At 63.2% G+C, this 22,622-nt stretch carries 20 protein-coding genes; 11 read left to right on the forward strand and 9 right to left on the reverse strand.

What is annotated here, in order from left to right:
* Nucleotides 1-7: 7 nt before the first annotated feature.
* Nucleotides 8-1,627, reverse strand: coding sequence for a DUF1800 domain-containing protein (locus tag PQQ51_RS15180; protein WP_408497601.1), 1,620 nt, complete (start codon nt 1,625-1,627; stop codon nt 8-10).
* Between the two features lie 84 nt (nt 1,628-1,711).
* Between PQQ51_RS15180 and PQQ51_RS15185 the strand changes: the two genes are divergently transcribed.
* Complete coding sequence (locus tag PQQ51_RS15185) at nt 1,712-1,882, forward strand: hypothetical protein (RefSeq protein ID WP_408497660.1); 171 nt, start codon at nt 1,712-1,714, stop codon at nt 1,880-1,882.
* Here the strand turns inward: PQQ51_RS15185 and PQQ51_RS15190 are convergent.
* Complete coding sequence (locus PQQ51_RS15190) at nt 1,835-2,161, reverse strand: hypothetical protein (protein WP_408497602.1); 327 nt, start codon at nt 2,159-2,161, stop codon at nt 1,835-1,837. The genes PQQ51_RS15185 and PQQ51_RS15190 overlap by 48 nt on opposite strands.
* 229 nt (nt 2,162-2,390) lie before the next feature.
* Between PQQ51_RS15190 and gluR the strand changes: the two genes are divergently transcribed.
* The 3 genes from gluR to PQQ51_RS15205 all read left to right on the forward strand — a co-directional run bounded on the left by gluR (nt 2,391) and on the right by PQQ51_RS15205 (nt 5,146).
* Nucleotides 2,391-3,125 (forward strand): two-component system response regulator GluR, encoded by a 735-nt coding sequence (gene gluR, locus PQQ51_RS15195; RefSeq protein ID WP_006048917.1) that lies wholly within the window; start codon nt 2,391-2,393, stop codon nt 3,123-3,125.
* A gap of 47 nt (nt 3,126-3,172) precedes the next feature.
* The gene (gluS, locus tag PQQ51_RS15200) at nt 3,173-4,522 is read left to right on the forward strand and encodes a two-component system sensor histidine kinase GluS (RefSeq protein ID WP_408497603.1); all 1,350 of its coding nucleotides are present in this window, start codon (nt 3,173-3,175) and stop codon (nt 4,520-4,522) included.
* Between the two features lie 75 nt (nt 4,523-4,597).
* Entirely contained in the window at nt 4,598-5,146 is a 549-nt protein-coding gene (locus PQQ51_RS15205) for a peroxiredoxin (protein ID WP_408497604.1), read from the forward strand.
* Nucleotides 5,147-5,179: 33 nt separating this feature from the next.
* Here the strand turns inward: PQQ51_RS15205 and ispF are convergent, their stop codons facing one another.
* Complete coding sequence (ispF, locus tag PQQ51_RS15210) at nt 5,180-5,659, reverse strand: 2-C-methyl-D-erythritol 2,4-cyclodiphosphate synthase (protein ID WP_408497605.1); 480 nt, start codon at nt 5,657-5,659, stop codon at nt 5,180-5,182.
* A gap of 57 nt (nt 5,660-5,716) precedes the next feature.
* Nucleotides 5,717-6,433: a 2-C-methyl-D-erythritol 4-phosphate cytidylyltransferase gene (gene ispD, locus PQQ51_RS15215; protein WP_408497606.1), complete on the reverse strand. Its 717-nt coding sequence runs from the start codon at nt 6,431-6,433 to the stop codon at nt 5,717-5,719.
* A gap of 120 nt (nt 6,434-6,553) precedes the next feature.
* Here ispD and mfd point away from each other — a divergent pair, with 120 nt between their 5' ends.
* From mfd to mscL, 4 genes are all read left to right on the forward strand, one after another.
* Nucleotides 6,554-10,036 carry a transcription-repair coupling factor gene (gene mfd, locus PQQ51_RS15220; RefSeq protein ID WP_408497607.1) on the forward strand — a complete coding sequence of 1,161 codons (3,483 nt, stop codon included), beginning with the start codon at nt 6,554-6,556 and terminating at the stop codon, nt 10,034-10,036.
* A 133-nt stretch (nt 10,037-10,169) separates the two neighbouring features.
* A complete protein-coding gene (argE, locus tag PQQ51_RS15225; RefSeq protein ID WP_408497608.1) occupies nt 10,170-11,414 on the forward strand; it encodes an acetylornithine deacetylase in 1,245 nt (414 codons plus the stop codon).
* A 66-nt stretch (nt 11,415-11,480) separates the two neighbouring features.
* A complete protein-coding gene (locus PQQ51_RS15230; RefSeq protein ID WP_408497609.1) occupies nt 11,481-12,515 on the forward strand; it encodes a pyridoxal-phosphate dependent enzyme in 1,035 nt (344 codons plus the stop codon).
* An 88-nt stretch (nt 12,516-12,603) separates the two neighbouring features.
* On the forward strand, nt 12,604-13,053 hold the full coding sequence (mscL, locus tag PQQ51_RS15235; RefSeq protein ID WP_408497610.1) for a large conductance mechanosensitive channel protein MscL: 450 nt from the start codon (nt 12,604-12,606) through the stop codon (nt 13,051-13,053).
* A 92-nt stretch (nt 13,054-13,145) separates the two neighbouring features.
* Here the strand turns inward: mscL and PQQ51_RS15240 are convergent, their stop codons facing one another.
* The 3 genes from PQQ51_RS15240 to PQQ51_RS15250 all read right to left on the reverse strand — a co-directional run bounded on the left by PQQ51_RS15240 (nt 13,146) and on the right by PQQ51_RS15250 (nt 17,401).
* Nucleotides 13,146-15,119 (reverse strand): hybrid sensor histidine kinase/response regulator, encoded by a 1,974-nt coding sequence (locus tag PQQ51_RS15240; RefSeq protein ID WP_408497611.1) that lies wholly within the window; start codon nt 15,117-15,119, stop codon nt 13,146-13,148.
* Between the two features lie 126 nt (nt 15,120-15,245).
* Nucleotides 15,246-15,725 carry a response regulator gene (locus PQQ51_RS15245; RefSeq protein ID WP_408497612.1) on the reverse strand — a complete coding sequence of 160 codons (480 nt, stop codon included), beginning with the start codon at nt 15,723-15,725 and terminating at the stop codon, nt 15,246-15,248.
* Between the two features lie 65 nt (nt 15,726-15,790).
* Complete coding sequence (locus PQQ51_RS15250; protein ID WP_408497613.1) at nt 15,791-17,401, reverse strand: sensor histidine kinase; 1,611 nt, start codon at nt 17,399-17,401, stop codon at nt 15,791-15,793.
* A gap of 374 nt (nt 17,402-17,775) precedes the next feature.
* On the opposite strand from PQQ51_RS15250, the gene PQQ51_RS15255 reads away from it, so the two are divergent.
* Nucleotides 17,776-18,267, forward strand: a complete 492-nt coding sequence (locus PQQ51_RS15255; protein ID WP_408497614.1) for a hypothetical protein — start codon at nt 17,776-17,778, stop codon at nt 18,265-18,267.
* Between the two features lie 122 nt (nt 18,268-18,389).
* Here PQQ51_RS15255 and PQQ51_RS15260 read toward each other — a convergent pair whose 3' ends face one another.
* The gene (locus tag PQQ51_RS15260; protein WP_408497615.1) at nt 18,390-18,545 is read right to left on the reverse strand and encodes a hypothetical protein; all 156 of its coding nucleotides are present in this window, start codon (nt 18,543-18,545) and stop codon (nt 18,390-18,392) included.
* Nucleotides 18,545-21,052, reverse strand: coding sequence for an AsmA family protein (locus PQQ51_RS15265; RefSeq protein ID WP_408497616.1), 2,508 nt, complete (start codon nt 21,050-21,052; stop codon nt 18,545-18,547). The genes PQQ51_RS15260 and PQQ51_RS15265 overlap by 1 nt, the downstream gene beginning before the upstream one ends.
* 62 nt (nt 21,053-21,114) lie before the next feature.
* Here PQQ51_RS15265 and PQQ51_RS15270 point away from each other — a divergent pair, with 62 nt between their 5' ends.
* Together PQQ51_RS15270 and PQQ51_RS15275 are read left to right on the forward strand one after the other, a co-directional pair.
* Nucleotides 21,115-21,825: an ABC transporter ATP-binding protein gene (locus PQQ51_RS15270; RefSeq protein WP_408497658.1), complete on the forward strand. Its 711-nt coding sequence runs from the start codon at nt 21,115-21,117 to the stop codon at nt 21,823-21,825.
* Nucleotides 21,822-22,619 carry an ABC transporter permease gene (locus tag PQQ51_RS15275; RefSeq protein WP_408497617.1) on the forward strand — a complete coding sequence of 266 codons (798 nt, stop codon included), beginning with the start codon at nt 21,822-21,824 and terminating at the stop codon, nt 22,617-22,619. Before PQQ51_RS15270 ends, PQQ51_RS15275 begins: the two co-directional genes overlap by 4 nt.
* Nucleotides 22,620-22,622 lie beyond the last annotated feature (3 nt).

Consider the following 22,622-nt stretch of genomic DNA (forward strand, 5'->3'; position numbering starts at 1 on the left):
CGGCGGTTCATTTGAGCTGGTAAGCCGGGTCCATCAGCAACGCTTGCAGATAGGCGCTGGCGGTCGAATCGGTGTCGATCGCATCGACGGGCGCGAGCGGCAAAACCGCATGCTGCATCTGAAGCTCCGCCGAGAGCCCGGGCTTCGCAGTCGGCGCGGTGTTGTAATGCGTGAGCCACGAGTCGATATCGAAGCGTACGCCACCCTGGCCGGGCCGTCCCGTTTGACCGGCGCGCGGCGCCGCCACACGCTGCAGCGGCGAATTCGCCGATGAACTCGCCGGCACGCTCGCCGCAGCGCCACTCATCATGTTGCTTACACGTTTCGGACCGGCCATTTCCGTCGCGCGAAACAGTTGCTCGACGAATTGCTTGCGGGCGAGCAGCGTCGAACTGTTGATCCATGTCGTGCCGCCGGGCCATCCTTTGACGTTGGGCGGATAGAACAGGTTCTCGCCGAGCGTGCGAATCTGCGCGGCAAACGGCGCGGCGTTGTCATAGCCGATATCGAACGCGCGCAACGTGCCGACCACGAATTCCGCCGGCGATTTCACGAGTACGCCGCGATCGTCGTCCTGCCAGAATGCGTCGCTCAGAAACAGCGCATGCAGCGCGACCTTGATGTCGTAATGACTTGCGCGGAACTGCGCGGCGATCGGCGCGATGCGGGCGGGATCGGGCGTGTCGGAGACGAACTCGCGCCACAGTTTGGTCGTAACGAAGGTGGCGGTTTCAGGGCGCGCAAGCAGAATGTCGAGCACCTGATCGCCGTCGAACGGTCCGCTCTCGCCGAGCACGGTTTTGTTGCCGTCGTCGTGTTGATTGGCGCGCCACACATACGCGTCGGTATCCGGATCGAGACTCCAGCCCGTGTAGGCACGCGCGGCTTCCGCAACGTCCTGCTGCGTGTAATGTCCTTCGCCGAGCGTGAACAGCTCCATCACTTCACGCGCGAAATTCTCGTTCGGCTTGCCCTTGCGATTGCTCGCGCCGTCGAGGTAATGCAGCATCGCCGGGTCTTTGGCGACATCGTGCAGCAACTCGCCGAAGTTGCCGAGCGCGTCCCGGCGCAACAGCATGTTCTGCTGCGCCATCAGTTGCGGGAACTCGACCTTGTCCTGCCCGGACGTGAAATGGTTGTGCCAGAAGAGCGTCATGCGCTCGGTCAGCGGCGAAGGCGTGACGAGCATCTCACGCACCCACCATGCGCGTAATGCTTCGTAACGCTGCCCTCGTTGACGCTGGTCGTCGCGACGCTGGTCGACGGTCCATCCTTTGCGGATCTCGCGATCAGGGATGGGTTCCAGCACCCATTCCGGCAGCGGCGTCACCGCTTCGGTTCGGGTAGTGGCGAGTACTTTGTCGACGGCCTGTTCGCGCGTGAGCCCGACATAAGGTGCGAGCTCGGCGTTATCCGGCGCAAAGCCGACGCGAGTGAGGAAGAAGCGCGCGTCGTCGGCGTCGAGCAGATCTTGTTGGTCCGCGAAAGCACCGGATGCCGACGCCGCGACATGATGTCTCACGCGCACCGCATGGCGCGCTTCCGGTTGCACGGCAGAAGCAGAAGCCGCCGCCAGCACCGACGAACCCCACGTAGCAGCGGCAATCGTTGTAACAGTGACTGCCATCCATCGCCCGCGATTACCTGTCGGCCATTTCATCATCGATCATCCGGGTTGGCGAGACATCGTGGAAAAACATGGCGCAAAGCAATGCGCTCAGCGCTCTGGCGATTCAACGGCAGAGCAGACGGGAAAGTTGACGGAGAAATGAAACGAAATCTTTCACGCAAGCGGCGGAAAGGGGCGGTGCGCGAAGAGCAGGCACAAAAATGGCTAACGCTTATAGAGTTCGCGGACAGCGTCTTCGATATGCTGCCGTAACAGACGCCGTTCGTCGGGCGTCATATGACCGTCGCGACGACGTTGATCAAGATCGGGGGGAACTGCGGTGCGCAAAATCACGTCAGATGCGGGATGGTCGGCGTTCGGGCTGTGGCGGTTTGCTCTGGCGTTACCCAGGCGCGGCGCGCGTTCGCTCGCAGCTCTGTCGGCGGAAGGCTGGGCGTGGGCGAGCGTTGGTCCCAGTGAGCCTGCGAGCGTACCGGCAACTGCCAGTGCAATGACGCTCAGGCGCACATTCGGCCAAACCCCTCCCTTCATGTTGTTCCCTTCGTGGCGCGGCAACCGGCTACCTCAAATGCGTATACAAACCCCGGTAACGAGCCGGGTGCGAGAGTTTTAGTCGAGTGAAGTATCCACCGAACAGCCGCATTCAGTAAAGGAGTCTACCTGCGCGTGCTTTACGTCGTGCCACACTGCGGGTAAATTTTGTAACTGACTGTAACCCAAGAAATGATGCAAACGCGCACCCCTTTCTAATCGCGCTAAGATGCCGACCATGGAAACCAAAAACCCTTCGAAAATCCTCGTCGTCGACGACGACCCACGCCTGCGCGATCTGCTGCGCCGCTACCTCGGCGAACAGGGCTTCAACGTCTACGTTGCCGAAAATGCACCGTCGATGAACAAGCTCTGGGTGCGTGAGCGTTTCGACCTGCTGGTGCTCGACCTGATGCTGCCCGGCGAGGACGGCCTGTCGATCTGCCGCCGTCTGCGCGGCAGCAACGACCGCACGCCGATCATCATGCTGACGGCCAAGGGTGAAGACGTCGATCGTATCGTCGGGCTCGAAATGGGCGCTGACGACTATCTGCCCAAGCCGTTCAACCCGCGCGAACTGGTCGCGCGAATCCACGCGGTGCTGCGCCGCCAGTCGCCTTCGGAGTTGCCGGGCGCGCCGTCCGAAACCACCGAGGTCTTCGAGTTCGGCGAATTCGCGCTCAACCTCGCGACCCGCACGCTGACCAAGGCCGGCCAGGAAATCCCGCTGACCACCGGCGAGTTCTCGGTGCTGAAGGTGTTCGCGCGTCATCCCCGTCAACCGCTGTCGCGCGAGAAATTGATGGAACTGGCGCGCGGCCGTGAATACGAAGTGTTCGACCGCAGTCTGGATGTGCAGATTTCGCGTCTACGCAAGCTCATCGAGCCGGATCCGGGCAGTCCGCGTTTCATTCAGACCGTCTGGGGTCTCGGCTACGTGTTCATTCCCGACGGTGCAGCCTGAGTTTGTTCTCCCCTCCAGTTTTTGATTTCAGATAAGAAGAAGGGCCCATGCGGATCGACCGGCGCCTCCTGACGCTCGCGTTCGGTGGCCTTTTCTGGCGGACCTTTCTGCTGATCGCGCTGTTGATCGCAGTGAGTCTCGCTGCGTGGTCGCAGAGTTTCCGGATGATCGAACGCGAGCCGCGCGCCCAGCGCGTGGCTTTGCAACTGGTTGCGATCGTCAAGCTCACGCGCACCGCACTCCTCTATTCCGACCCGGACCTGCGGCGCGCGCTGCTGCAGGATCTGGAGAGCAATGAAGGGGTGCGCGTGTACCCACGCGAAACGACCGACAAGTACAAGCTCCAGCCGGACGAAATGCTGAACCGGCTGATCGAGCACGACATTCGCGGCCGTCTCGGCGACGACACGGTGATCGCGCAGAGCGTCAACGACATCCCTGGCGTGTGGATCAGCTTCAAGATCGACGACGACGACTACTGGGTCGCGCTCGACCGCGACCAACTCGACAACGCGACCGGCTTGCAGTGGGCCGGCTGGGGCGTGTTCGCGCTCGGCCTCTCGCTGTTCGGCGCGGCATTCATTACGAGTCTCGTGAACCGGCCGTTCGCCCGCCTCGCAATGGCCGCGCGCAAGGTCGGTTCGGGCCAGTCGCCGGAGCCGTTGCCCGAGCGCGGGATGGGTGTCGCGGCTGAAACCAACCGCAGTTTCAACCAGATGGTGCAGGACCTCGAACAGCTCGAGGCCGACCGCGCGCTGATGCTCGCGGGCATCTCGCACGATCTGCGCACCCCGCTCGCGCGGCTGCGGCTCGAAACCGAAATGAGCCCGTCCGATCAGTCGACCAAAGACGCAATGGTCGACGACATCGAGCAGATGGACATGATCATCGGCCGCTTCCTCGATTACGCGCGGCCCGTGCAGCGCGTGCCTGAACCTGTCGACCTGTCCGTGATCGCAGGAGAGTTGGCCGCGCGGATGCAGAGCGAAGACAGCATGCGGCTGATCACGCGCCTCGCGCCGTCGGCGGTGATCGAAGCGGATGAAACCGACATGCGCCGCGTCGTAGGCAATCTGCTGGAAAACGCGCGCAAATACGGTTTGAGCGACGGCGACGGCATCCCGCATGTGATTCTCGAAACGCGCGTGTCGCATTCGCGGGTCGAACTGTCGGTGGTCGATGGCGGCCCGGGCATTCCGGAAGACCAGTTGGCGCTTGTCACGCGGCCGTTCTATCGCGTCGACACGGCGCGCACTCAGGCGAACGGCACGGGCCTCGGCATGGCGATCGTGCAACGGCTGGTCGGCCGCTACCGCGGTGCATTGCGCTTGCGCAATCGCACGCCGGGACCCGGGCTCGAGGTGACAATCGAGTTTCCGCTCGCGAAAGGCGCCTGACTGCGCAACGCGCTCGTCAAGACGAGCCGCTGGCCTCAAAAACATGCTGTTTCCCTCTCACGAAGGAGTATTTGCATGAAAACCGTTGGCGATAAAGTCGAAGCGTTCACCGTCACCGCGGCCAAGCCGGGCTTCAACGATCACGAAGAAAACGGCGAGTCGGCATTCGAAGAAATCACGGAGCAGTCGTTCCCGGGCAAATGGAAAATCATCTATTTCTACCCGAAGGATTTCAGCTCTATATGCCCGACGGAAATCGTCGAGTTCAGCAAACTCGTCAACGACTTCGACGAGCGCGACGCGGTGGTGCTGGGCGGCAGCGTCGATAACGAATTGGTGAAGCTCGCATGGCGCCGCGAGAACAAGGACCTGAACCGCCTGAACCACTATTCGTTCGGCGACGTGAAGGGTGAGCTGATCGATCAGCTCGGCGTGCGCGACCAGGAAGCGGGCGTCGCGTTGCGCGCGACGTTTATCGTCGACCCCGACAACACGATCCAGCACGTCTCGGTGAACAACTTGAACGTAGGCCGCAATCCGCAAGAAGTGCTGCGGATTCTCGACGGCCTTCAAACCGACGAACTGTGCCCTTCCAGTCGCGCAATCGGCGGCGCAACGCTGTAAGCCGCGCCGCCGAAAAAACCGCTCAGTTCCTGCTCAGTTCCTGATCAGCAACACCGCGGCCTGCGCTTCAATGCCCTCGCCTCTGCCGAGATAACCGAGTTTCTCGTTAGTTTTCGCCTTCACGTTCACACGTTCGAGCGGCAACTCGAGATCCGCGGCGATATTCGCGCGCATGGCGTCGATGTGCGGCGCGAGTTTCGGCGCTTGCGCGACCACGCTGCTGTCCACGTTCGCGATCGAAAACCCCGCCGCTTTCACGCGAGCAAAACATTCGCGCAGCAATACGCGGCTATCCGCGCCGGCGAATTTCGCGTCGGTATCGGAGAAATGGCGGCCGATATCGCCCATTGCCGCCGCGCCGAAAATCGCGTCCGTGATCGCGTGCAACAGCACGTCCGCATCCGAATGTCCGAGCAAGCCGCGCTCGTAGGGAATCGTCACGCCGCCGATAATCAACGGACGCCCCGGCACCAGCGCATGCACGTCATAGCCCTGCCCAATTCTGAAATCCATATGCATCAAGTCCGTATCAAATGCGCCAATTAAAAAATAAATCGCTCGATGATTCGCTCAGGAAGCGCCCGCAGGCCGGCTGAGAATTGCCTCGGCCAGATCGAAGTCTTCCGGATAGGTGACCTTGAAGTTGCGCAGACTGCCCTGCACCAGCTTAGGCGCGTGGCCCAGCCACTCGATCGCGCTCGCTTCGTCGGTGAGATCGTGGCCGTCGGCCTGCGCGCGCAGAATTGCCTCGCGCAGCATGCCGATGCGGAACATCTGCGGTGTCTGCGCCTGCCATAAGCCGTCACGGGCCTCGGTGCGGGCGATCCGGCCGTCGGCGGACGCCGCGTCGATCCGCTTGAGCGTATCGGCGACCGGCAACGCCATGATGCCGCCCACCGCGTCGTCCTTCAGCGCGCCGACCAGCGTGCGGATCAGCGCCGGCGTAATGCCGGGGCGCGCCGCGTCGTGCACCAGCACCCAATCGTCGTCGTGCGCGCCGAACTCGGCCAGCCCGTGCAGGCCGTTCAGCACCGACGCCTGACGCGACGCCCCGCCCGCGCGGCGCACCGCGAAGCGCAGGCGGCCGAAGCGGCGCGCGTCGAAATGCTGGTCGTCGGGGGCGATCACGACCAGCGTTTGCGCGAACTCGCTGCATGCGTCGAACGCGGCCAGCGAAAAATGCAACATGTCGCGCCCGGCGACAGTACGGTATTGTTTGGGCATCGCGGCGCCAGAACGGCTGCCGGTGCCTGCGCACGGAATCAGGGCAAATAGACGGGAAGTCACGAGTGCGGATGCCGCGAGGTCAAAGTAAAGGACGGATTTTATAATAGGTCCTTCGCATCCACGCCCCGACACGCGTAAACTTGCCGCTCACGTGTGAGCCCGAGGCCGCTTTTCTCTTCTATGCCAGACATCGCCGCATCATCGCAGTACTCTCCGCCCGTCGCGCTCGTCAAAGCCGGCCAGCGTTTCGCCTTCGACGGCACGCATGGCTCGTCCGATGCGCTGCTGATCGCCCGCTACCATCTCGCCTATCGCGAGAAGGTGCCGCTGCTGGCGGTCGTCTGCGAAAGCGCGGTCGACGCGCAGCGCCTGTCGCAGGAAATCGGCTTTTTTGCGCCGGAGGCACGCGTGCGTTTGCTGCCGGACTGGGAAACGCTGCCTTACGATACCTTTTCGCCGCACCAGGACCTCGTGTCCGAGCGGCTCGCCACGCTGCACGATCTCGGCGAAGGGCGCTGCGACATCCTGCTCGTGCCCGCCACGACGGCGCTGTACCGGATGCCGCCGGCGTCGTTCATGGCGGCCTACACGTTCTCGTTCTCGCAAGGCGAGCGGCTCGACGAAGCGAAGCTGAAAGCGCAATTGACGCTCGCCGGCTACGAACACGTGAGCCAGGTGGTCCGCCCCGGCGAATACTGCGTGCGCGGCTCGCTGCTCGATCTGTATCCGATGGGCTCGCCGCTGCCGTACCGGATCGACCTGTTCGACGATCAGGTCGACTCGATCCGCGCATTCGACCCGGACACGCAACGCAGCCTCTATCCGGTGAAAGACGTGCGTCTGTTGCCGGGCCGCGAATTCCCGTTCGACGAAGCCGCGCGCACGGCCTTCCGCAGCCGCTGGCGCGAAACGTTCGAGGGCGACCCGAGCCGCGCGTCGATCTATAAGGACATCGGCAACGGCGTGCCGTCGGCGGGCATCGAATACTATCTGCCGCTGTTTTTCGAAGAAACGGCTACGCTGTTCCACTATCTGCCCGAAGGCGCGCAACTGGCGTTCGTCGGCGATCTGGACGCGGCGATCCGGCGCTTCACCAACGACACGAAGCAGCGCCACAACTTTCTGTCGCACGATCGCGACCGGCCGATTCTCGAACCGCACCACCTGTTTCTCTCGGACGAAGACTTCTTCACGTTCGCGAAGCCGTTCGCACGGCTCGCGCTGCCCGCCAACGCGGGCGGCGGCTGGTCGATCCCGCTGCCCAATCTCGCGATCGACCGTCACGCGGACGATCCGATCTCGGCGCTGCGCGCGTATCTGGCAAGCACGCCGAACCGCGTGCTGTTCGCGGCCGAATCGGCGGGCCGTCGCGAGACGCTGCTGCAACTGCTGGCCGACAATCATCTGAAGCCCTCGTCGAGCGACAGCTTCCAGGACTGGCTCGCCGGCGACGCGCGTTTTTCGCTCGGCGTCGCGCCGCTCGCGAACGGCTTCGCGGTGCCCGTGGACGGCTTCGCGATCATCACCGAGACCGAGATCTACGGCCCGCTCGCGCGCCGCACCGGGCGTCGCCGCCAGGAACAGGCGAGCAACGTCGATTCGATGGTGCGCGATCTGTCCGAGCTGAAGGTCGGCGATCCGGTCGTGCATTCGCAGCACGGAATCGGCCGCTATATGGGCCTCGTGACGATGGACCTCGGCGAAGGCGAGACCGAATTCCTGCATCTCGAGTACTCAGGCGAAAGCAAGCTGTACGTGCCGGTCGCGCAATTACACGTGATCTCGCGCTATAGCGGCGCCGATCCGGAAAGCGCGCCGCTGCATTCGCTCGGCTCCGGCCAATGGGAAAAGGCCAAACGCAAGGCCGCGCAACAGATTCGCGACACCGCCGCCGAACTGCTGAACCTGTACGCCCGTCGCGCGCTGCGCGAGGGCCACGCGTTCAAGCTCGAACCGAAAGACTACGTGAAGTTCGCCGAGAGCTTCGGCTTCGAGGAAACGCCGGACCAGGCCGCGGCGATTGCCGCCGTGATCGGCGACATGACGAGCGGCAAACCGATGGACCGCCTCGTGTGCGGCGACGTCGGCTTCGGCAAGACGGAAGTGGCGCTGCGCGCGGCGTTCATCGCGGTGATGGGCGGCAAGCAGGTCGCGCTGCTCTCGCCCACCACGCTGCTCGCGGAGCAGCACACGCAGACCTTCACCGACCGCTTCTCCGACTGGCCGGTGCGGATCGCGGAACTGTCGCGCTTCAAGTCGACGAAGGAAGTCAGCGCGGCGATCCAGCAGATCAACGAAGGCACTGTCGACATCGTGATCGGCACGCACAAGCTGCTTTCGTCGGACGTGCAGTTCAAGCGGCTCGGGCTCGTGATCATCGACGAAGAACATCGCTTCGGCGTGCGTCAGAAAGAGGCGCTGAAGGCGTTGCGCGCCGAAGTGGACGTGCTCACGCTCACCGCCACGCCGATCCCACGTACGCTCGGTATGGCGCTCGAAGGGCTGCGCGATTTTTCGATCATCGCCACCGCGCCGCAAAAGCGGCTCGCGATCAAGACTTTCGTGCGTCGCGAAGAAGACGGCGTGATCCGCGAGGCGATGTTGCGCGAGTTGAAGCGCGGCGGCCAGGTTTACTTTCTGCACAACGAAGTCGAGACGATCGAAAATCGCCGGCAGATGCTCGAAACGCTGGTGCCGGAAGCGCGCATCGCGGTCGCGCATGGGCAGATGCACGAGCGCGAACTCGAACGTGTGATGCGTGACTTCGTCGCGCAGCGCGCCAACGTGCTGTTGTGCACGACGATTATCGAAACCGGTATCGACGTGCCGAGCGCCAACACGATCCTGATTCACCGCGCCGACAAGTTCGGCCTCGCGCAATTGCATCAGTTGCGTGGCCGTGTCGGCCGCTCGCATCACCAGGCGTACTCGTATCTGCTGGTGCACGATCCGCAAGGTTTGACGAAGCAGGCGCAGCGCCGGCTCGAAGCGATCCAGCAAATGGAAGAACTCGGTTCGGGTTTCTATCTGGCAATGCACGACCTCGAGATTCGCGGCACCGGTGAAGTGCTCGGCGACAAACAGTCGGGTGAAATTCACGAGATCGGTTTCCAGCTCTATACGGACATGCTGAACGACGCGGTCAGGGCGCTCAAGGAGGGCAAGGAGCCCGACCTCACCGCGCCGCTCGCCGCGACCACCGAGATCAATCTGCACGCGCCGGCAATTCTCCCCGCCGACTATTGCGCGGACGTGCAGGAGCGTCTGTCGCTCTACAAGCGCCTCGCTAATTGTGAACACAACGATTCGATCGACAGTATCCAGGAGGAGTTGATCGACCGCTTCGGCAAGTTGCCGCCGCAAGCGCATGCGCTGGTGGAAACGCATCGTCTGCGCCTCGCCGCAAAGCCGCTCGGCATTTCGAAGATCGATGCGGGCGAAGCGGTGATCGGTTTGCAGTTCATCCCGAACCCGCCGATCGACGCAATGCGGATCATCGAGATGGTGCAGAAGCACAAGCACATCAAACTCGCGGGTCAGGACAAGCTGCGCATCGAAACGCGCAGCCCGGATCTGGCGGTGCGCGTCGCAACGGTGAAGGAAACCTTGCGCGCGCTCGGCACGCCGAGCCGCGGCACCGCGGCCACGGCGGCCGCGCGGTAACGATCGCGCCGCGTCAAAAAACGGCATACGTATAGCGGTTTTCTGCTCATGCTGCGGTGCGCAAACGCGCATCGCAGCTTACGGATGCATTTTTTTTGGGTATGATCGAAAGACTTAAAAGCTGGAGTCCGTCATGTCCTACGTCGCTGAATCAGCTCAGTCTTCATCCTCGTCCGCCTCTGCCTCGTCTTCATCTGTTGCCAACCCCGCTTCGCTTCCCTGGGTCACCCGTCTCGTGTCGATGGACACGGTGAGCCGCAATCCGAATCTCGGCCTGATCGAAACCGTGCGCGACGAACTGCGCGCGGTCGGCGTCGAAGCCACGCTCACTCACGACGAAAGCGGCAAATGGGCCAATCTGTTCGCAACGATCCCCGCGCATAACGGCGAAACCAATGGCGGCGTGGTGCTGTCGGGCCATACCGATGTAGTCCCGGTAGACGGCCAGCAATGGGACAGCGATCCGTTCAAGCCTGAAATTCGCGGCGACAAACTGTATGGCCGCGGCACCTGCGACATGAAAGGCTTCATCGGCGCGGCGCTCTCGCTCGTACCGGACATGCAGCGCACGAAGCTCGCGAAGCCGATTCACTTCGCGTTGTCGTTCGACGAGGAAGTGGGCTGCGCCGGTGCGCCGCTGCTGATCGCCGACCTGATGAAACGCGGCGTGAAGCCGGACGGCTGCATCGTCGGCGAACCGACCAGCATGCGGCCGATCGTGGCGCACAAAGGCATCAACGCGTATCAGTGCTGCGTACGCGGCCAGGCCGCGCATTCGTCGCTCACGCCGAAAGGCCTGAACGCGATCGAATACGCGGCGCGCCTGATCTGCTACATCCGCGATATGGCCGATCAGTTCCGCGAGCAAGGTCCGTTCGACGAACTGTACGACGTGCCCTTCACTACCGCGCAAACCAGCACGATCGTCGGCGGTAATGCGATCAACACGGTGCCGGCCGAATGCAAATTCCAGTTCGAATTCCGCAACCTGCCCACGCTCGATCCGGAACCGATCTTCGCGCGCATCGAGCAATATGCACGCGAAACGCTGCTGCCGAAAATGTTGCGCGAGCATCCGTCCGCCGCGATCGAGATCACAAAAATCGCCGCGGCGCCCGGTCTGGATTCGTCTGAACAAGCGGCCATCACGCAGCTCGTGCGCGCGCTGACCGCCGATCAGGACAAGCGGAAAGTGGCGTACGGCACCGAGGCAGGTCTGTTCTCGCTCGCCGGCATTCCGAGCATCGTATGCGGCCCCGGCGACATTCAGCAGGCGCACAAGGCCAACGAATTCGTCGCGCTCGATCAACTCGTCGCATGCGAACGATTCCTGCAGAAATTCATCCACAGCATGTCGGTCGACGCTCACGCGCACTGAAACTGCGCGCCTGAAAAAGAGTCTTAAACATACCGAGGCAATACGCGCTCCCACACGCCTACCACCATGTCAACCGCCACACCGCAACACACCGACCATACGATCGACGGCGAGCCGATCCCCACACTGGACGACATCGCCACACAGCATTTTGCGTTGACACCTTGGGTCGCACGAACGCCGGTGTTCGACAGGCTCGACTTTCCGTCGCTGGAAGGCACGGTGGTGAATTTCAAATTCGAGTTGCTGCAGGCAGGCGGCAGTTTTAAAGCGCGCGGCGCATTCACCAACCTGCTCGCGCTCGACGAAGCGCAACGCAGCGCGGGCGTCACGTGCGTGTCGGGCGGCAATCATGCGGTGGCGGTCGCGTATGCGGCGATGCGGCTTGGCATCAGCGCGAAGGTCGTGCTGTTTCGTGCCGCCAATCCGGCGCGCGTCGCGCTGTGCCGGCAATATCGCGCGGATATCGTGTTCGCGGAGAATATCGCCGAGGCGTTCGATCTGGTGCGCCGTATCGAGGCCGAAGAAGGCCGTTATTTCGTGCATCCGTTCAACGGCTATCGCACCGTGCTCGGCTCGGCCACGCTCGGTTATGAATGGGCGACGCAAACGCCCGATCTCGAAGCGGTGATCGTGCCGGTCGGCGGTGGCGGTCTTGCGGCCGGTGTCGCGACCGCGATGCGTCTCGCGAATCCGCACGTGCATGTGTATGGCGTCGAGCCCGACGGATCGGATGCGATGGGCAAAAGCTTCGCGGCCAATCACACGATCAAGATGGGCCACATGCACACCATCGCCGATTCATTGGCCTCGCCGCACACCGAGGAATACAGCTACGAGTTGTGCCGCCGTCATATCGACCAGCTCGTCACCGTGTCCGACGATCAATTGCGCGCGGCCATGCTGATCCTGTTCGGACAACTGAAGCTGGCAGTCGAGCCCGCGTGTGCCGCGGCAACCGCCGCGCTGCTCGGACCGTTGCGCGAAAAGCTGCAAGGCAAACGCGTGGGTGTGTTGCTGTGCGGCACGAATACCGACCCGGTCAGTTTTGCCGCGCATATCGAACGCGCGCGGCAGAGCGAGTCACACTTTCCAGCCTGAAAATCAATCCTCACTTTCCCGGCCAAAAGACTAGCCTATCCTTCTCAGGTTGGTATCATTCGGCTATCAACTTCTGGGAGGAACCTTTATGAGCATGGTCAAGGAATTCAAGGAATTCGCCCTCAAGGGCAACGTGATGGATCTGGCTGTCGGTGTGATTATCGGCGGCGCGTTTTCCACCATCGTCAATTCAGTTGTTAAAGACCTGATCATGCCGGTCGTCGGCGTTGCAACCGGCGGCCTCGACTTCTCCAACAAGTTCATTCGCCTGGGCGATATTCCCGCCAGTTTCAAAGGCAGTCCTGAATCGTATAAAGACCTGCAAACGGCAGGCGTCGCAGTGTTCGGTTATGGCTCGTTCATTACCGTGGCCATTAACTTCGTGATCCTCGCGTTCATCATTTTCCTGATGGTCAAGTTCATCAACAATCTTCGCAAGCCGTCTGAAACCGCGCCGGCCGAACCGCCGCCGACACCTGAAGACGTCCTGCTGCTGCGTGAAATCCGCGATTCGCTGAAGGGTTCGCCGCGTCCGTAATAGCTGCGGTTACAGAAATATAAAAGCCTGCTGCAAGTCGTTGCAGCAGGCTTTTTTCTTTGAGGCCGAGGGTGTTTGAACCGCAACCCGTACTACGCGTCTCGCTCCGCTTTCACATTCACCGCACTCTCGATCATCGTTTCAAGCTGTCCGAAATTGACAGGCTTGGTCAGATGCGAAGTGAAGCCCGCGCTCAGACAGCGGCGTACGTCTTCGTCGGTACCGAAGCCGGTGAGCGCCACCGCGGGCACGTCCGAATGTTCGCGGAACGCCTTGACGAAATCGAGCCCGGTGCCGTCGGGCAAACCGACATCACTGATCACCAGATCGAAGGTCTGCAGTTGCGTGGCGGCCAGCGCATCGTCGACACGGCCCACCACCGTCACCTCGTGACCCAGCGTGCGAATCAGTTGGGCCATCACCTCGGCGGTGTCTTCGTGGTCTTCGATCAGCAGGATGTTCAGCAGACCCGCCGGATGCACCGGGTCCGGCACGACGACAGCCGGCGTGGCGGCCGGCGCCGCGGCGGTCGGCAGCGTGATCGTGAAGGTCGCGCCGCAATGCGCGCCGGGGCTTTGCGCGATGACCGTGCCGCCGTGCACGTCGGTCAGCGCCTTGGTGATCGCGAGACCGAGACCGAGGCCGCCGAATTGCCGCGTCATGTTCTGATTGCCCTGCTCGAACGCATTGAATAGCTTGCCGATCTGCTCGGGCTCGATACCGATTCCGGTGTCTTCGATCGAGATCTGCACATGCATGCGTTCGTCGCGCGTGCGGACATAGATATGGCCGCCGTCCGGTGTGAATTTGGCGGCGTTGCGGATCAGGTTCCACAACATCTGCTGCAAACGGGCGCGATCGGCCAGCACGTAATGATGCTGTGCGTTCTTCTGAATGTGCACGTCCTGCTGCTTGACCTGAATCTCGCTGCGAAAGAGTTCGAGCACGCTGTCCATCACGTCGTGCACGTCGACGGTTTCCAGCGACAGCCGCAACTTGCCGTTCGCCACCCGCGTGAGGTCGAGCAGATCGTCGATCAGCCGCGCTTCCAGCTCGACATTGCGGCGGATCATGCGCACGCTCGAACGCGCCTGCTCGGGTAGACCGGGAATCATCTCGAGCACGCTGGCGCCGGCCAATACCGGCGTGAGCGGCGTGCGTAATTCGTGCGACAGCATCGCGAGGAAACGATCTTTCGCGCGGTTCGCGTCCTCGGCGGTCTGGCGAGCGGCTTGCTCGGAAGCGAGCAGACGTTCGCGCTCTTCAATCGCTTCGCGCTGTGGATGGATGTCCGTGCAACTGCCGAACCATTTGGTGACGTGGCCGTCGGCGTCTCGCATTGCAACGGCACGGGCGTCGAACCAGCGATATTCGCCGTCATGGCGACGGATCCGCAGTTCGTGGCGATAGTCGCCCGCGCTGCTCGACACCGCTTTGAGCCAGCTTTGGCGGATCTCTTCGCGGTCGTCCGGATGCACGGCATCGAGCCACGCGAGACCGTACGAGCTATGCTCGGGGCGGCCCGTGTAATCGAACCACTGCTTCGACAGAAAGTCGCAATCGCCCTGCGCATTGCAGGTCAACACCAGATGCGGGAGCGCCTCCGAAAGCGTCCGGTAATGCTGTTCGCGGTCGCGCAATAGCAGCGCTTCGTCCGACGCTTTTTGCAAACGCACTTGCGACAACACCCGCTCGACCGCCTCGGGCAGATAGTCGAGGTAATCGCCGGATTTCGGCACCACGTCCGACACACCCGCGCGCAACGCTTCGATCACGCGCGATTCGTCGGTAAAACCGGTCACGAGGATGGCCGGAATCCGCACGCCTTCCGTGCGCAGACGCCGGAAAAAATCGAGGCCGGTCTCCGGGCCGCTCAACTGATAGTCGAGCACCAGCAGGTCGGGGCCGCCGGCGGCCAGCCGTTCGCGGGCCGCTTCGACGCCGTTGCAGATCGCCACCCGGCAGCCGGCCCGCTCGAGCGACTTGCGCGCGAGCCGCAGGATGCCTTCGTCGTCATCGACGACCAGCACATACGCGGCAGGTTGCGTGGATACTTCTTCGGTCATGCGGAGTCTTCTTTGGCTAGGTCTGGTGTGGCTATGTTGTCATGTGCTGCTTTCGGGGCGCCTTCAGCGGGAGCCTTCATCGGGCGCTTGATCGGACCCGTCATCGGGCTTCTGCGCAGGACAGCTTCACGGCTTCGCCAGCCGATGCCCCGGCGGCAGTTTCACCACTTGCAGGAAGAAGCCGAGACGGCGCACCGCCTCGATAAAAGCATCGTATTCGACCGGCTTGGTAATGTAGACGTTACAGCCGAGTTCATAGCAGCGCGAGATTTCACGCGGGTCGTCGGTCGTGGTGAGGACGATCACCGGCACCGCGGCGGTTTGCGGCGACTCCTTCAGGCGCCGCAACACTTCGAAGCCGTCGACGCGCGGCATCTTCAGATCCAGCAGCACGACGAAATTCGTCAGATCTTCGCGCGGCGGATACGGACTCGCCGCCTGATCCGCCGGCGCCGGACCGAAGAAGTAATCGAGCGCCTGCTGGCCGTCGTGAAAGCGCACGAAGCCGTTCGAAACGCCGGCGCGGCGCAGATTCCGCTCGACGAGCGTTGCGTGACCGTCGTCGTCTTCGATCAGCACGATGCTGACTGTCTCCCCGTGACTCATATGCGCTCCACGCTAACGATTCGTTTATGCATATCGTTGATGTTTTCACCCGAACCCCGCGCCGTTCAAAGACGCGCAGGCTGCTCCGGCAACACCACAAAAAAGGTCGAGCCCGCACCCTCCGCCGACTCCACCCAGATGCGCCCCCCATGTCGCTCAACCATGCGCCGCACCACCGCGAGACCGATGCCCTCGCCGTTCGCCACGTCGCCATGCAGACGCTGGAACGCACGAAACACTTTCGACATATAGGCAGCCGGAATACCGAGGCCGTTGTCGCGCACGTAATAGGTGCGCGTGCGCAATGCGCGCGGCTCGCGCTCGTCGACCGGTTCGGCCGCGAGCGCGCCGATCTCGATACGGCCGTTGCGAGCCGGGTCGAGATAGTTGAGCGCATTGCCGATCAGGTTGCCGAAAATCTGTTCGATCGCGCTCGGGTCGCCCCATGCGGGCGGCAACTCGCGCACGGTGACAACCGCCGCGCGCTGCGCGATCGCGCCTTGCAATGCGTCGACTACGCGCCCCACCGCCCGGCCGACGCTCACGCGCTGCCATTGGTATTCGAGCCGGCCGGCACGCGAAATACGCAGCAACGCATCGATGATCGCCGCAGCCCGCGTGACCGCCGTGCGCAGATATTGCAGCGACTCGCGCACGTCGCCGTTCAGGATATGCGCCATGCGCCGATGCTCGGCCTCGGGCAATCCCGCACCGCCGACGACACTATCCAGTTCGTCGCACGACACCTGTAATTCTTTTGAAAAGCCTTGCAGGTTCACCAGCGGCGAGCGCAGATCGTGCGACACGCTGTAGATGAACATTTCATTGTCTTGCGTTTCCTGGCGCAACTCTTCGTTGACGCCGGCCAGTTCCCGCGCCCGCGCCTCGAGCCGCCCTTTCAGCATCGCCTGCTCGGCTTCGGCTTCCCGCAGACGCGCGCCCGTTTGATGCAGAACCGCATCGAGCGACGCGATTTCGTCGTTGCCCGACAACGGCGCCGCGAGCGGCCGGCCGCTGCCCAGACGCTCGGCGTTATCCGTCAGGACTTCGAGCCGCCGGCCGATGCTGCGCGCGAACACCATCGCGGTGCCCGCCCAGATCAGCATCGAACCGAGCACCGCGGCGATCAGCGCGTACTGCTGGCTCGCGCGGCGCCGCGCGAGCGCCGCACCGCGCTCGGCGTCGAGCCGCGACGCCTCGTCGCTGAACGCGCTCAACTCGTCGCGAAACAGCGCGATCTGTTGCGGCATCGCGCCGGTCTCCAGTGCTGCAAACGTCTTCAGATTGCGCCCATCGTGCAGCGCCTGCGAAATCGCGGCGGCCTGCGTGCGATAGGCGTCGATCGCGCTCTGCATCTTGCGCACGCGTTCGGCCTGCTGCGGCGTATCGGCCACCAGCGTGTCGAGGTTCGACAGCCGGTCGCCGAGTTCGACCCACACCGTGCGCCGGTCGATCAAGGCCGGATCGCCGACGACCATCCCCGTGCGTACGCGCGCGGCCTGACGCAGCAGCGGTTCGACAATGCCTGACGATTGATAAAGGATCTGCTTGCTGTTGGTGACCCACTGCGCGGCCTGGGCCGTTTGCTGCTGGGTATCGAAGACGACGCCCAGAAGCGCCAGCTCGACCGCGCTCGGCACTGCAATCAGCAGCAGACCCTTGGTGAATAGTTTCATGTTCGCCCGAAGGGTCGTTCAAGCCGCGGCTGGACGGAAGGACCGGTCGCGCCCGGCCAGACTGCCCGTCGGGCATGCGCCGCGATGCGGCCGGACGGGCCATTATCGACGTGAATGTCAGATATTTCAATGTCATGAACAAGATGCGCTCGCCCACATAAAAATGACTTTTTTATTGATGCGAGATGTTTTTTCGGCGGCGCCTGAGTCTATGATGGGCACATGGTGCTGGGAAGCGAAAGCGCGCGGCGAGGCGATTCGGCATGATTCGTGCGGGAAGCGGTGGGCGGCGAAAACGTCGAATCATCGTGAATCCGGCCTTGTCGTATGCTATAAAAGATCGACGAGCGGCGCGCGAAGCCGGGAGTGGTCGCATGAGGACGCTGCGTTTCTTGCAATTCTTTTTCAGGCGAATTTTTATGTCCTTCCCGAAAAAGCGTAGGCGCGCGAAGGTGGACGGCGACGAGTCGTTCCTCGCGGTGCTGCGGCATTTCAAACCGTTCGGTCAACTCGACACCAAGATTGCGCGCGCTCGTGCGCAAGACGAACCGGTGTTGTACGCACACGTGCTGCCTGGGCTCGATGTCCTTCTGTGCAGCGTGCGCGGCGCCCAACCTCCGTATCCCGCTCCGGCCGAATTGCGTCGCCGGTGTATCGAGTCCATCACCAATGCATTGGAACAACCGCTCGACGGACTCGAGAACGGCGGCTACTGGTATGAGGCCGACGGCTTCGGCTTTCTGGTTTTTGCGAGCCGTGCGCGTGCGAAGATTCTTCCGGAATTCGGTGCCACGAGAGTCGGCTCACGGCGGGGAGTACGTCGTCAGGATGCCGCCGGCGATGCCACGCCGAGGTCGCTGCGGTAAAACCCGTTTTTTTGTCGGAGCCGGCGCTGGTTTTTTGCCACCGCCGGCTTTCTGTTTTTTGTTCAGCAAACGAGTGGGATGTGTTTAGCGCTGCTGCGGATAAGGCTTCCGTATACCGGCGTCTAATTCCTGTACGCCCGCGGTGCAGGCGTGTCTTCGGCATCGAGTGCATCGGTGGTGCCTCGCATCGGCGCAACGCTGATCGACCATAGAAAGATCAGCGAAAGGCCACCGCCGAACGCCCATTCCATCCATCCTGCCGGCAATAGATTGGACATCAGCTCCCCTTGTATTCCGCGGCGCTCGCGGGCGTCACCGCCGCGGGCTTGCGATCGGTCTTGCCAGCCGGCGCGGACGGCGACGAAGCACCGGCCGCCGGTTTGTTCGCCGGCACGCCATCGAGTGAAATCGCCGACTTGGGCTGCTGCTTGACACCCGGCGGCGGCGCGGTCGGCGTCTGCCTGACTTGTGCCAGCAATTGCGCGCACGGCAACGGCTTGTTGTTGCTCGGCGCGAGTAACGGAATCAGCGCGGCAAACGGATTGATCAGGCCGAGGCCGACCGCCGCGCCGCCGCGCAACGCCAGGGCCGCCGCATTGACGCCGACGTGCGGGTCCTTGAACGTCCCCTTCACGTACAGCGGCGAGCGCAACGAGAACACCCGGAAGCCCTTCGTATGCGGATGCACGCCCAGGTCCATCGTCTCGTCGCGCAAGTTCACATTGCCGTCGATGTTGATCACCGCGTCGTCGGTGTCGAGCGCGAACACGCGCGAATCGAGCACGCCGTTGGTCGCGACGAAGTCCGCCGCCGCGCAGTTGATCTTCACGTCGCGATTGCCGAACAGCTTTTCGTAGACGACGTTCGCCACGTTCAACCCCGCTGCTTCCATCAATAGACGGCTGACCGTGCCGTCGGTGACGAGAGCCTTCACCTCGCCGTTCGACGTCGCGGCGAGCGCCGCCGGCGAATTGCCGGTCGCGGTCAACGCGGCGTCGCCGTTGATCTCACCGAGCGCGTTCTGCATCGTCTTGAAGTTCGGGAACAACTGCTTCAGCTTCAGATGCCGCGCCGATGTCGCAAAGCGTCCCTTCAACGGCGTCGCGCTGCCGTCCAGATGAATGTCCGACGCGAGCGTGCCGCCCGCCACGCCGAACTTCAACGGTTCGAGCGACAGCACACCGTCCTTCATCACGAGGTGCGTGTACAGGTCGGTGATCGGCAGATCCGCGCTCTTCACGATGCGACGACCGGTGAACTTCACGTCGGCGTCGATCGCCTTCCAGCGGTCGGTGCGGAATTCTTCGACCGGCAGCGCCTTGTTGCCGGGCTGCGCCGTCGCGTCGCCGCGTTTGGCCTTGCTCGCGTTCGAATCCGCGCCGATCACCGGCGCGAGATCGGAGAACTGCAGCAGATGCGACACCAGTTCGCCCTGCAACAACGGCCGCGGTTCACGCGCCGTATAGGTCAACGAACCGTTCAGATCGCTGCCGCCTACCCGGCCTGTAAAATTTTCATACTTGAAAACGCTCCCGCTCTGCTTGAACTGGCCGACGAAACGCCCTTCCGTCGCATACGGCGGCGTGTCGGGCAACGTCACGCCGGTCAGCGAATAGAGTCGCGCCATGCTGTTGCCTTGCAGCCAGAGACGCAGATCGACGGCGGCCAGATGCGCGGGGTCCGTAATCGTGCCGACCAGACCGACATGCAGATCGCCGGCCTTGACGTCGGCCTGCACCGGGAACGGCCGGTTCGCATCCTGCAACGCGAGCACGCCGCCTACCTTGCCGCTGCCGGAAACCGGCGTCTTGTTGTAGGTGCCTTTGACGGTCCAGCCGATCGCATACGGCGGGATGTCCTGCTTGCCGGATCCGGCGGCTGTCGTGCTGCTCGTTGTGCCGCTCGCCGCATCGCTCGCGGAAGAAGCCGACGAAACGGACGCGGCGCCCGCTTCGCTTGCTCCTTTCGAACCACCCGCCGTAAGCGCGCCCGACGCACCCGTGGCCGCCGTCGCACCGGACGCATTGACATCCGCCGACGCGCTGCCGGAAGCAGCCGCAGCCGTTGCCGCCGAAGCCTCCGACGCCGCGGCCGCATTCGCCTGCGCGGTCAGCTTGCTCGCGCCCGCTTTGCCGATCGCTTCGGCCGACGCGCTGCGCGAAGCCGTCTCCTGCTGCTTCATCGCTTCGCCGATCGGAATCGGCTGGCCGAGCGTATCGATCGCCATTTGCAGATCGACTTTCTTCTGCTGATCGGACAGCGCGACATTGCCCTTCGCGAAGGCGATATCGTGCAGATCCAGCTTCCACTCGGACGGGCTGCTCGAGGCCTGAAGTTTGAACGTCCAGTTGTTGCGGCCGTCCAGCACGCGTTCGAGATCGACCGACGGATTCACGAGGTTGATCGTGGGAATCACGATATCGTGCGCGAGCAGCGGCAGCACCTTGACCTGGAAATCGATCTCGTCGAGCGTCGCGAAGTGCGGTCGTTGGGTCCAGTCGGGATTGCCAACCGTGATGTTGGCGGCGGAGAATCGCGGCCAGGGCACCCAGCCGCGCCAGCCGGTTTCGCCCACAGGATGCCGCCAGCCTACTTTCAGATCGCCGTTGATCGCGAAGGGCCGGCCGATTGCCTGCGTGACCTTGTCGTTGACCCAGGGCCGCGCGCGATTCCAGTCGAAGGTCAAAATAAAAATGGCCAGCGCCACAATCAGAATGACGATGATCGCCACCAGCCATGCGATGATTTTCCCGATCCGCCTTCCCACCGTGCTTGACACCGCCATTGCGAGGGCTCCGTGCTTAGTTCTTCGTTGTGCTTCAGGCAGCACGTTGCATGCCTGACCCTATGACCGATACGCCTATCGTTCTCGCTGACGGCATCGTCCGGCGCGATGCTGTGCGCCGCCAGACCTTGCTGCAACCTACCCGCTTCGCATTACATGCGGGCGACCGCGTTGCGGTCACCGGGCCGTCCGGCTCCGGCAAGAGCGTGCTCCTGCGCGCGCTCGCGCTGCTCGATCCGCTCGATGCCGGCCGCGTGCTGTGGCACGGCGCGGCGGTCGAACGCGCGGCGATCCCGCGTTACCGGCGCAACGTCGCGTATATCCGGCAGCGGCCGGCACTGCTCGACGGCACCGTCGAAGACAATCTGCGTTATCCGTTCGGATTACGCGCTTATCGCGACGTGCGTTTCGATCGTGCGCGCGCGGCCAGTCTCGCGAAACAGGCCGGCCGCGGCGACGGTTTTCTCGACCAGCGCGCAAGCGAACTGTCCGGCGGCGAAGCGCAGATCGCCGCGCTGATCCGCGTTCTGCAACTCACGCCCGAAGTGCTGCTGCTCGACGAGCCGACCGCGTCGCTCGACCCGGAGTCGTCGCATGCGATCGAAGCGCTCGTGCGCGCCTGGTTCGATGCCGAACCGGGTCACCATGCATCGGTTTGGGTGTCGCACGATCCGGCCCAGGCCGCGCGTATGAGCGAGCGTCATCTGACGATGCGCGCCGGCGTGCTCGATGAAACAGCGGCCGTGCCCACCCGTCAGGAGTTCGATCGATGACCTTGCAGAATCTGAGTCTCTGGGACGTTGCGATCGCCGCGTTACTGATCGTCGTGAACGGTGTGGTGTCGGTAGCGCTCAAGCTCGACCTGGAACGCAAGCTCGCGTGGGCGGCGGTGCGCACCGTCGTGCAATTGCTGGCGATCGGTTACGTGCTCGGCTGGGTGTTCCGTTACGACCACTGGTTCGTCGTGCTGCCGCTGATGATCGTGATGACGCTGATCGCCGGTTTCGCGGGCGCCGGACGCGGCAGCCGCACCTACGCCGGACAACGCGCGGACAGCGTGCTGTCGATCTGGGTCAGTTCGTGGCTGGTGGGCGCGGTCGGGCTGTTCGTCGTGATCCGCATCCATCCGTGGTACGAGCCGCAATATGCAATTCCGATTCTCGGGATGATCCTCGGCAATACGCTCACCGGGGTGTCGCTCGGCATCGAACGGATGACCGAGGAGTTGACCGCGCGGCGCGACCGCGTCGACATGGCGCTCGCACTCGGCGCGACGCGCTGGGAAGCCGCCCAGGCGCCGGCGCGCCAGGCGGTGCGCGCCGGCATGATGCCGACGCTCAATCAGATGGCCGTGGTCGGCGTGGTGAGCCTGCCCGGCATGATGACAGGCCAGGTGCTGGCCGGCCAGTCGCCGTTGCAGGCGGTGCGCTATCAGATCGTCATCATGTTTCTGATCGCGGCGTCGTCCGCGTTAGGGACGGTCGGCGCCGTGCTGCTGACTTACCGGCGGCTGTTTTCGGCGGAACACCGGTTTCTGTCGGCGCGGCTAGTCGAGCGGGCCAGTTAACGC

This window comes from Paraburkholderia xenovorans, from assembly GCF_046030735.1.
In the GTDB taxonomy this organism is placed as follows: domain Bacteria; phylum Pseudomonadota; class Gammaproteobacteria; order Burkholderiales; family Burkholderiaceae; genus Paraburkholderia; species Paraburkholderia xenovorans_A.

Excerpts from the sequence above, each read along its gene's own strand:
- PQQ51_RS15180 (WP_408497601.1), bottom strand. The coding sequence starts at position 1,627 with ATGGCAGTCACTGTTACAACGATTGCCGCTGCTACGTGGGGTTCGTCG.
- PQQ51_RS15185 (WP_408497660.1), top strand. The coding sequence starts at position 1,712 with ATGCGCTCAGCGCTCTGGCGATTCAACGGCAGAGCAGACGGGAAAGTT.
- PQQ51_RS15190 (WP_408497602.1), bottom strand. The coding sequence starts at position 2,161 with ATGAAGGGAGGGGTTTGGCCGAATGTGCGCCTGAGCGTCATTGCACTG.
- gluR (WP_006048917.1), top strand. The coding sequence starts at position 2,391 with ATGCCGACCATGGAAACCAAAAACCCTTCGAAAATCCTCGTCGTCGAC.
- gluS (WP_408497603.1), top strand. The coding sequence starts at position 3,173 with ATGCGGATCGACCGGCGCCTCCTGACGCTCGCGTTCGGTGGCCTTTTC.
- PQQ51_RS15205 (WP_408497604.1), top strand. The coding sequence starts at position 4,598 with ATGAAAACCGTTGGCGATAAAGTCGAAGCGTTCACCGTCACCGCGGCC.
- ispF (WP_408497605.1), bottom strand. The coding sequence starts at position 5,659 with ATGGATTTCAGAATTGGGCAGGGCTATGACGTGCATGCGCTGGTGCCG.
- mfd (WP_408497607.1), top strand. The coding sequence starts at position 6,554 with ATGCCAGACATCGCCGCATCATCGCAGTACTCTCCGCCCGTCGCGCTC.
- argE (WP_408497608.1), top strand. The coding sequence starts at position 10,170 with ATGTCCTACGTCGCTGAATCAGCTCAGTCTTCATCCTCGTCCGCCTCT.
- PQQ51_RS15230 (WP_408497609.1), top strand. The coding sequence starts at position 11,481 with ATGTCAACCGCCACACCGCAACACACCGACCATACGATCGACGGCGAG.
- mscL (WP_408497610.1), top strand. The coding sequence starts at position 12,604 with ATGAGCATGGTCAAGGAATTCAAGGAATTCGCCCTCAAGGGCAACGTG.
- PQQ51_RS15240 (WP_408497611.1), bottom strand. The coding sequence starts at position 15,119 with ATGACCGAAGAAGTATCCACGCAACCTGCCGCGTATGTGCTGGTCGTC.
- PQQ51_RS15245 (WP_408497612.1), bottom strand. The coding sequence starts at position 15,725 with ATGAGTCACGGGGAGACAGTCAGCATCGTGCTGATCGAAGACGACGAC.
- PQQ51_RS15250 (WP_408497613.1), bottom strand. The coding sequence starts at position 17,401 with ATGAAACTATTCACCAAGGGTCTGCTGCTGATTGCAGTGCCGAGCGCG.
- PQQ51_RS15255 (WP_408497614.1), top strand. The coding sequence starts at position 17,776 with ATGAGGACGCTGCGTTTCTTGCAATTCTTTTTCAGGCGAATTTTTATG.
- PQQ51_RS15260 (WP_408497615.1), bottom strand. The coding sequence starts at position 18,545 with ATGTCCAATCTATTGCCGGCAGGATGGATGGAATGGGCGTTCGGCGGT.
- PQQ51_RS15265 (WP_408497616.1), bottom strand. The coding sequence starts at position 21,052 with ATGGCGGTGTCAAGCACGGTGGGAAGGCGGATCGGGAAAATCATCGCA.
- PQQ51_RS15270 (WP_408497658.1), top strand. The coding sequence starts at position 21,115 with ATGACCGATACGCCTATCGTTCTCGCTGACGGCATCGTCCGGCGCGAT.
- PQQ51_RS15275 (WP_408497617.1), top strand. The coding sequence starts at position 21,822 with ATGACCTTGCAGAATCTGAGTCTCTGGGACGTTGCGATCGCCGCGTTA.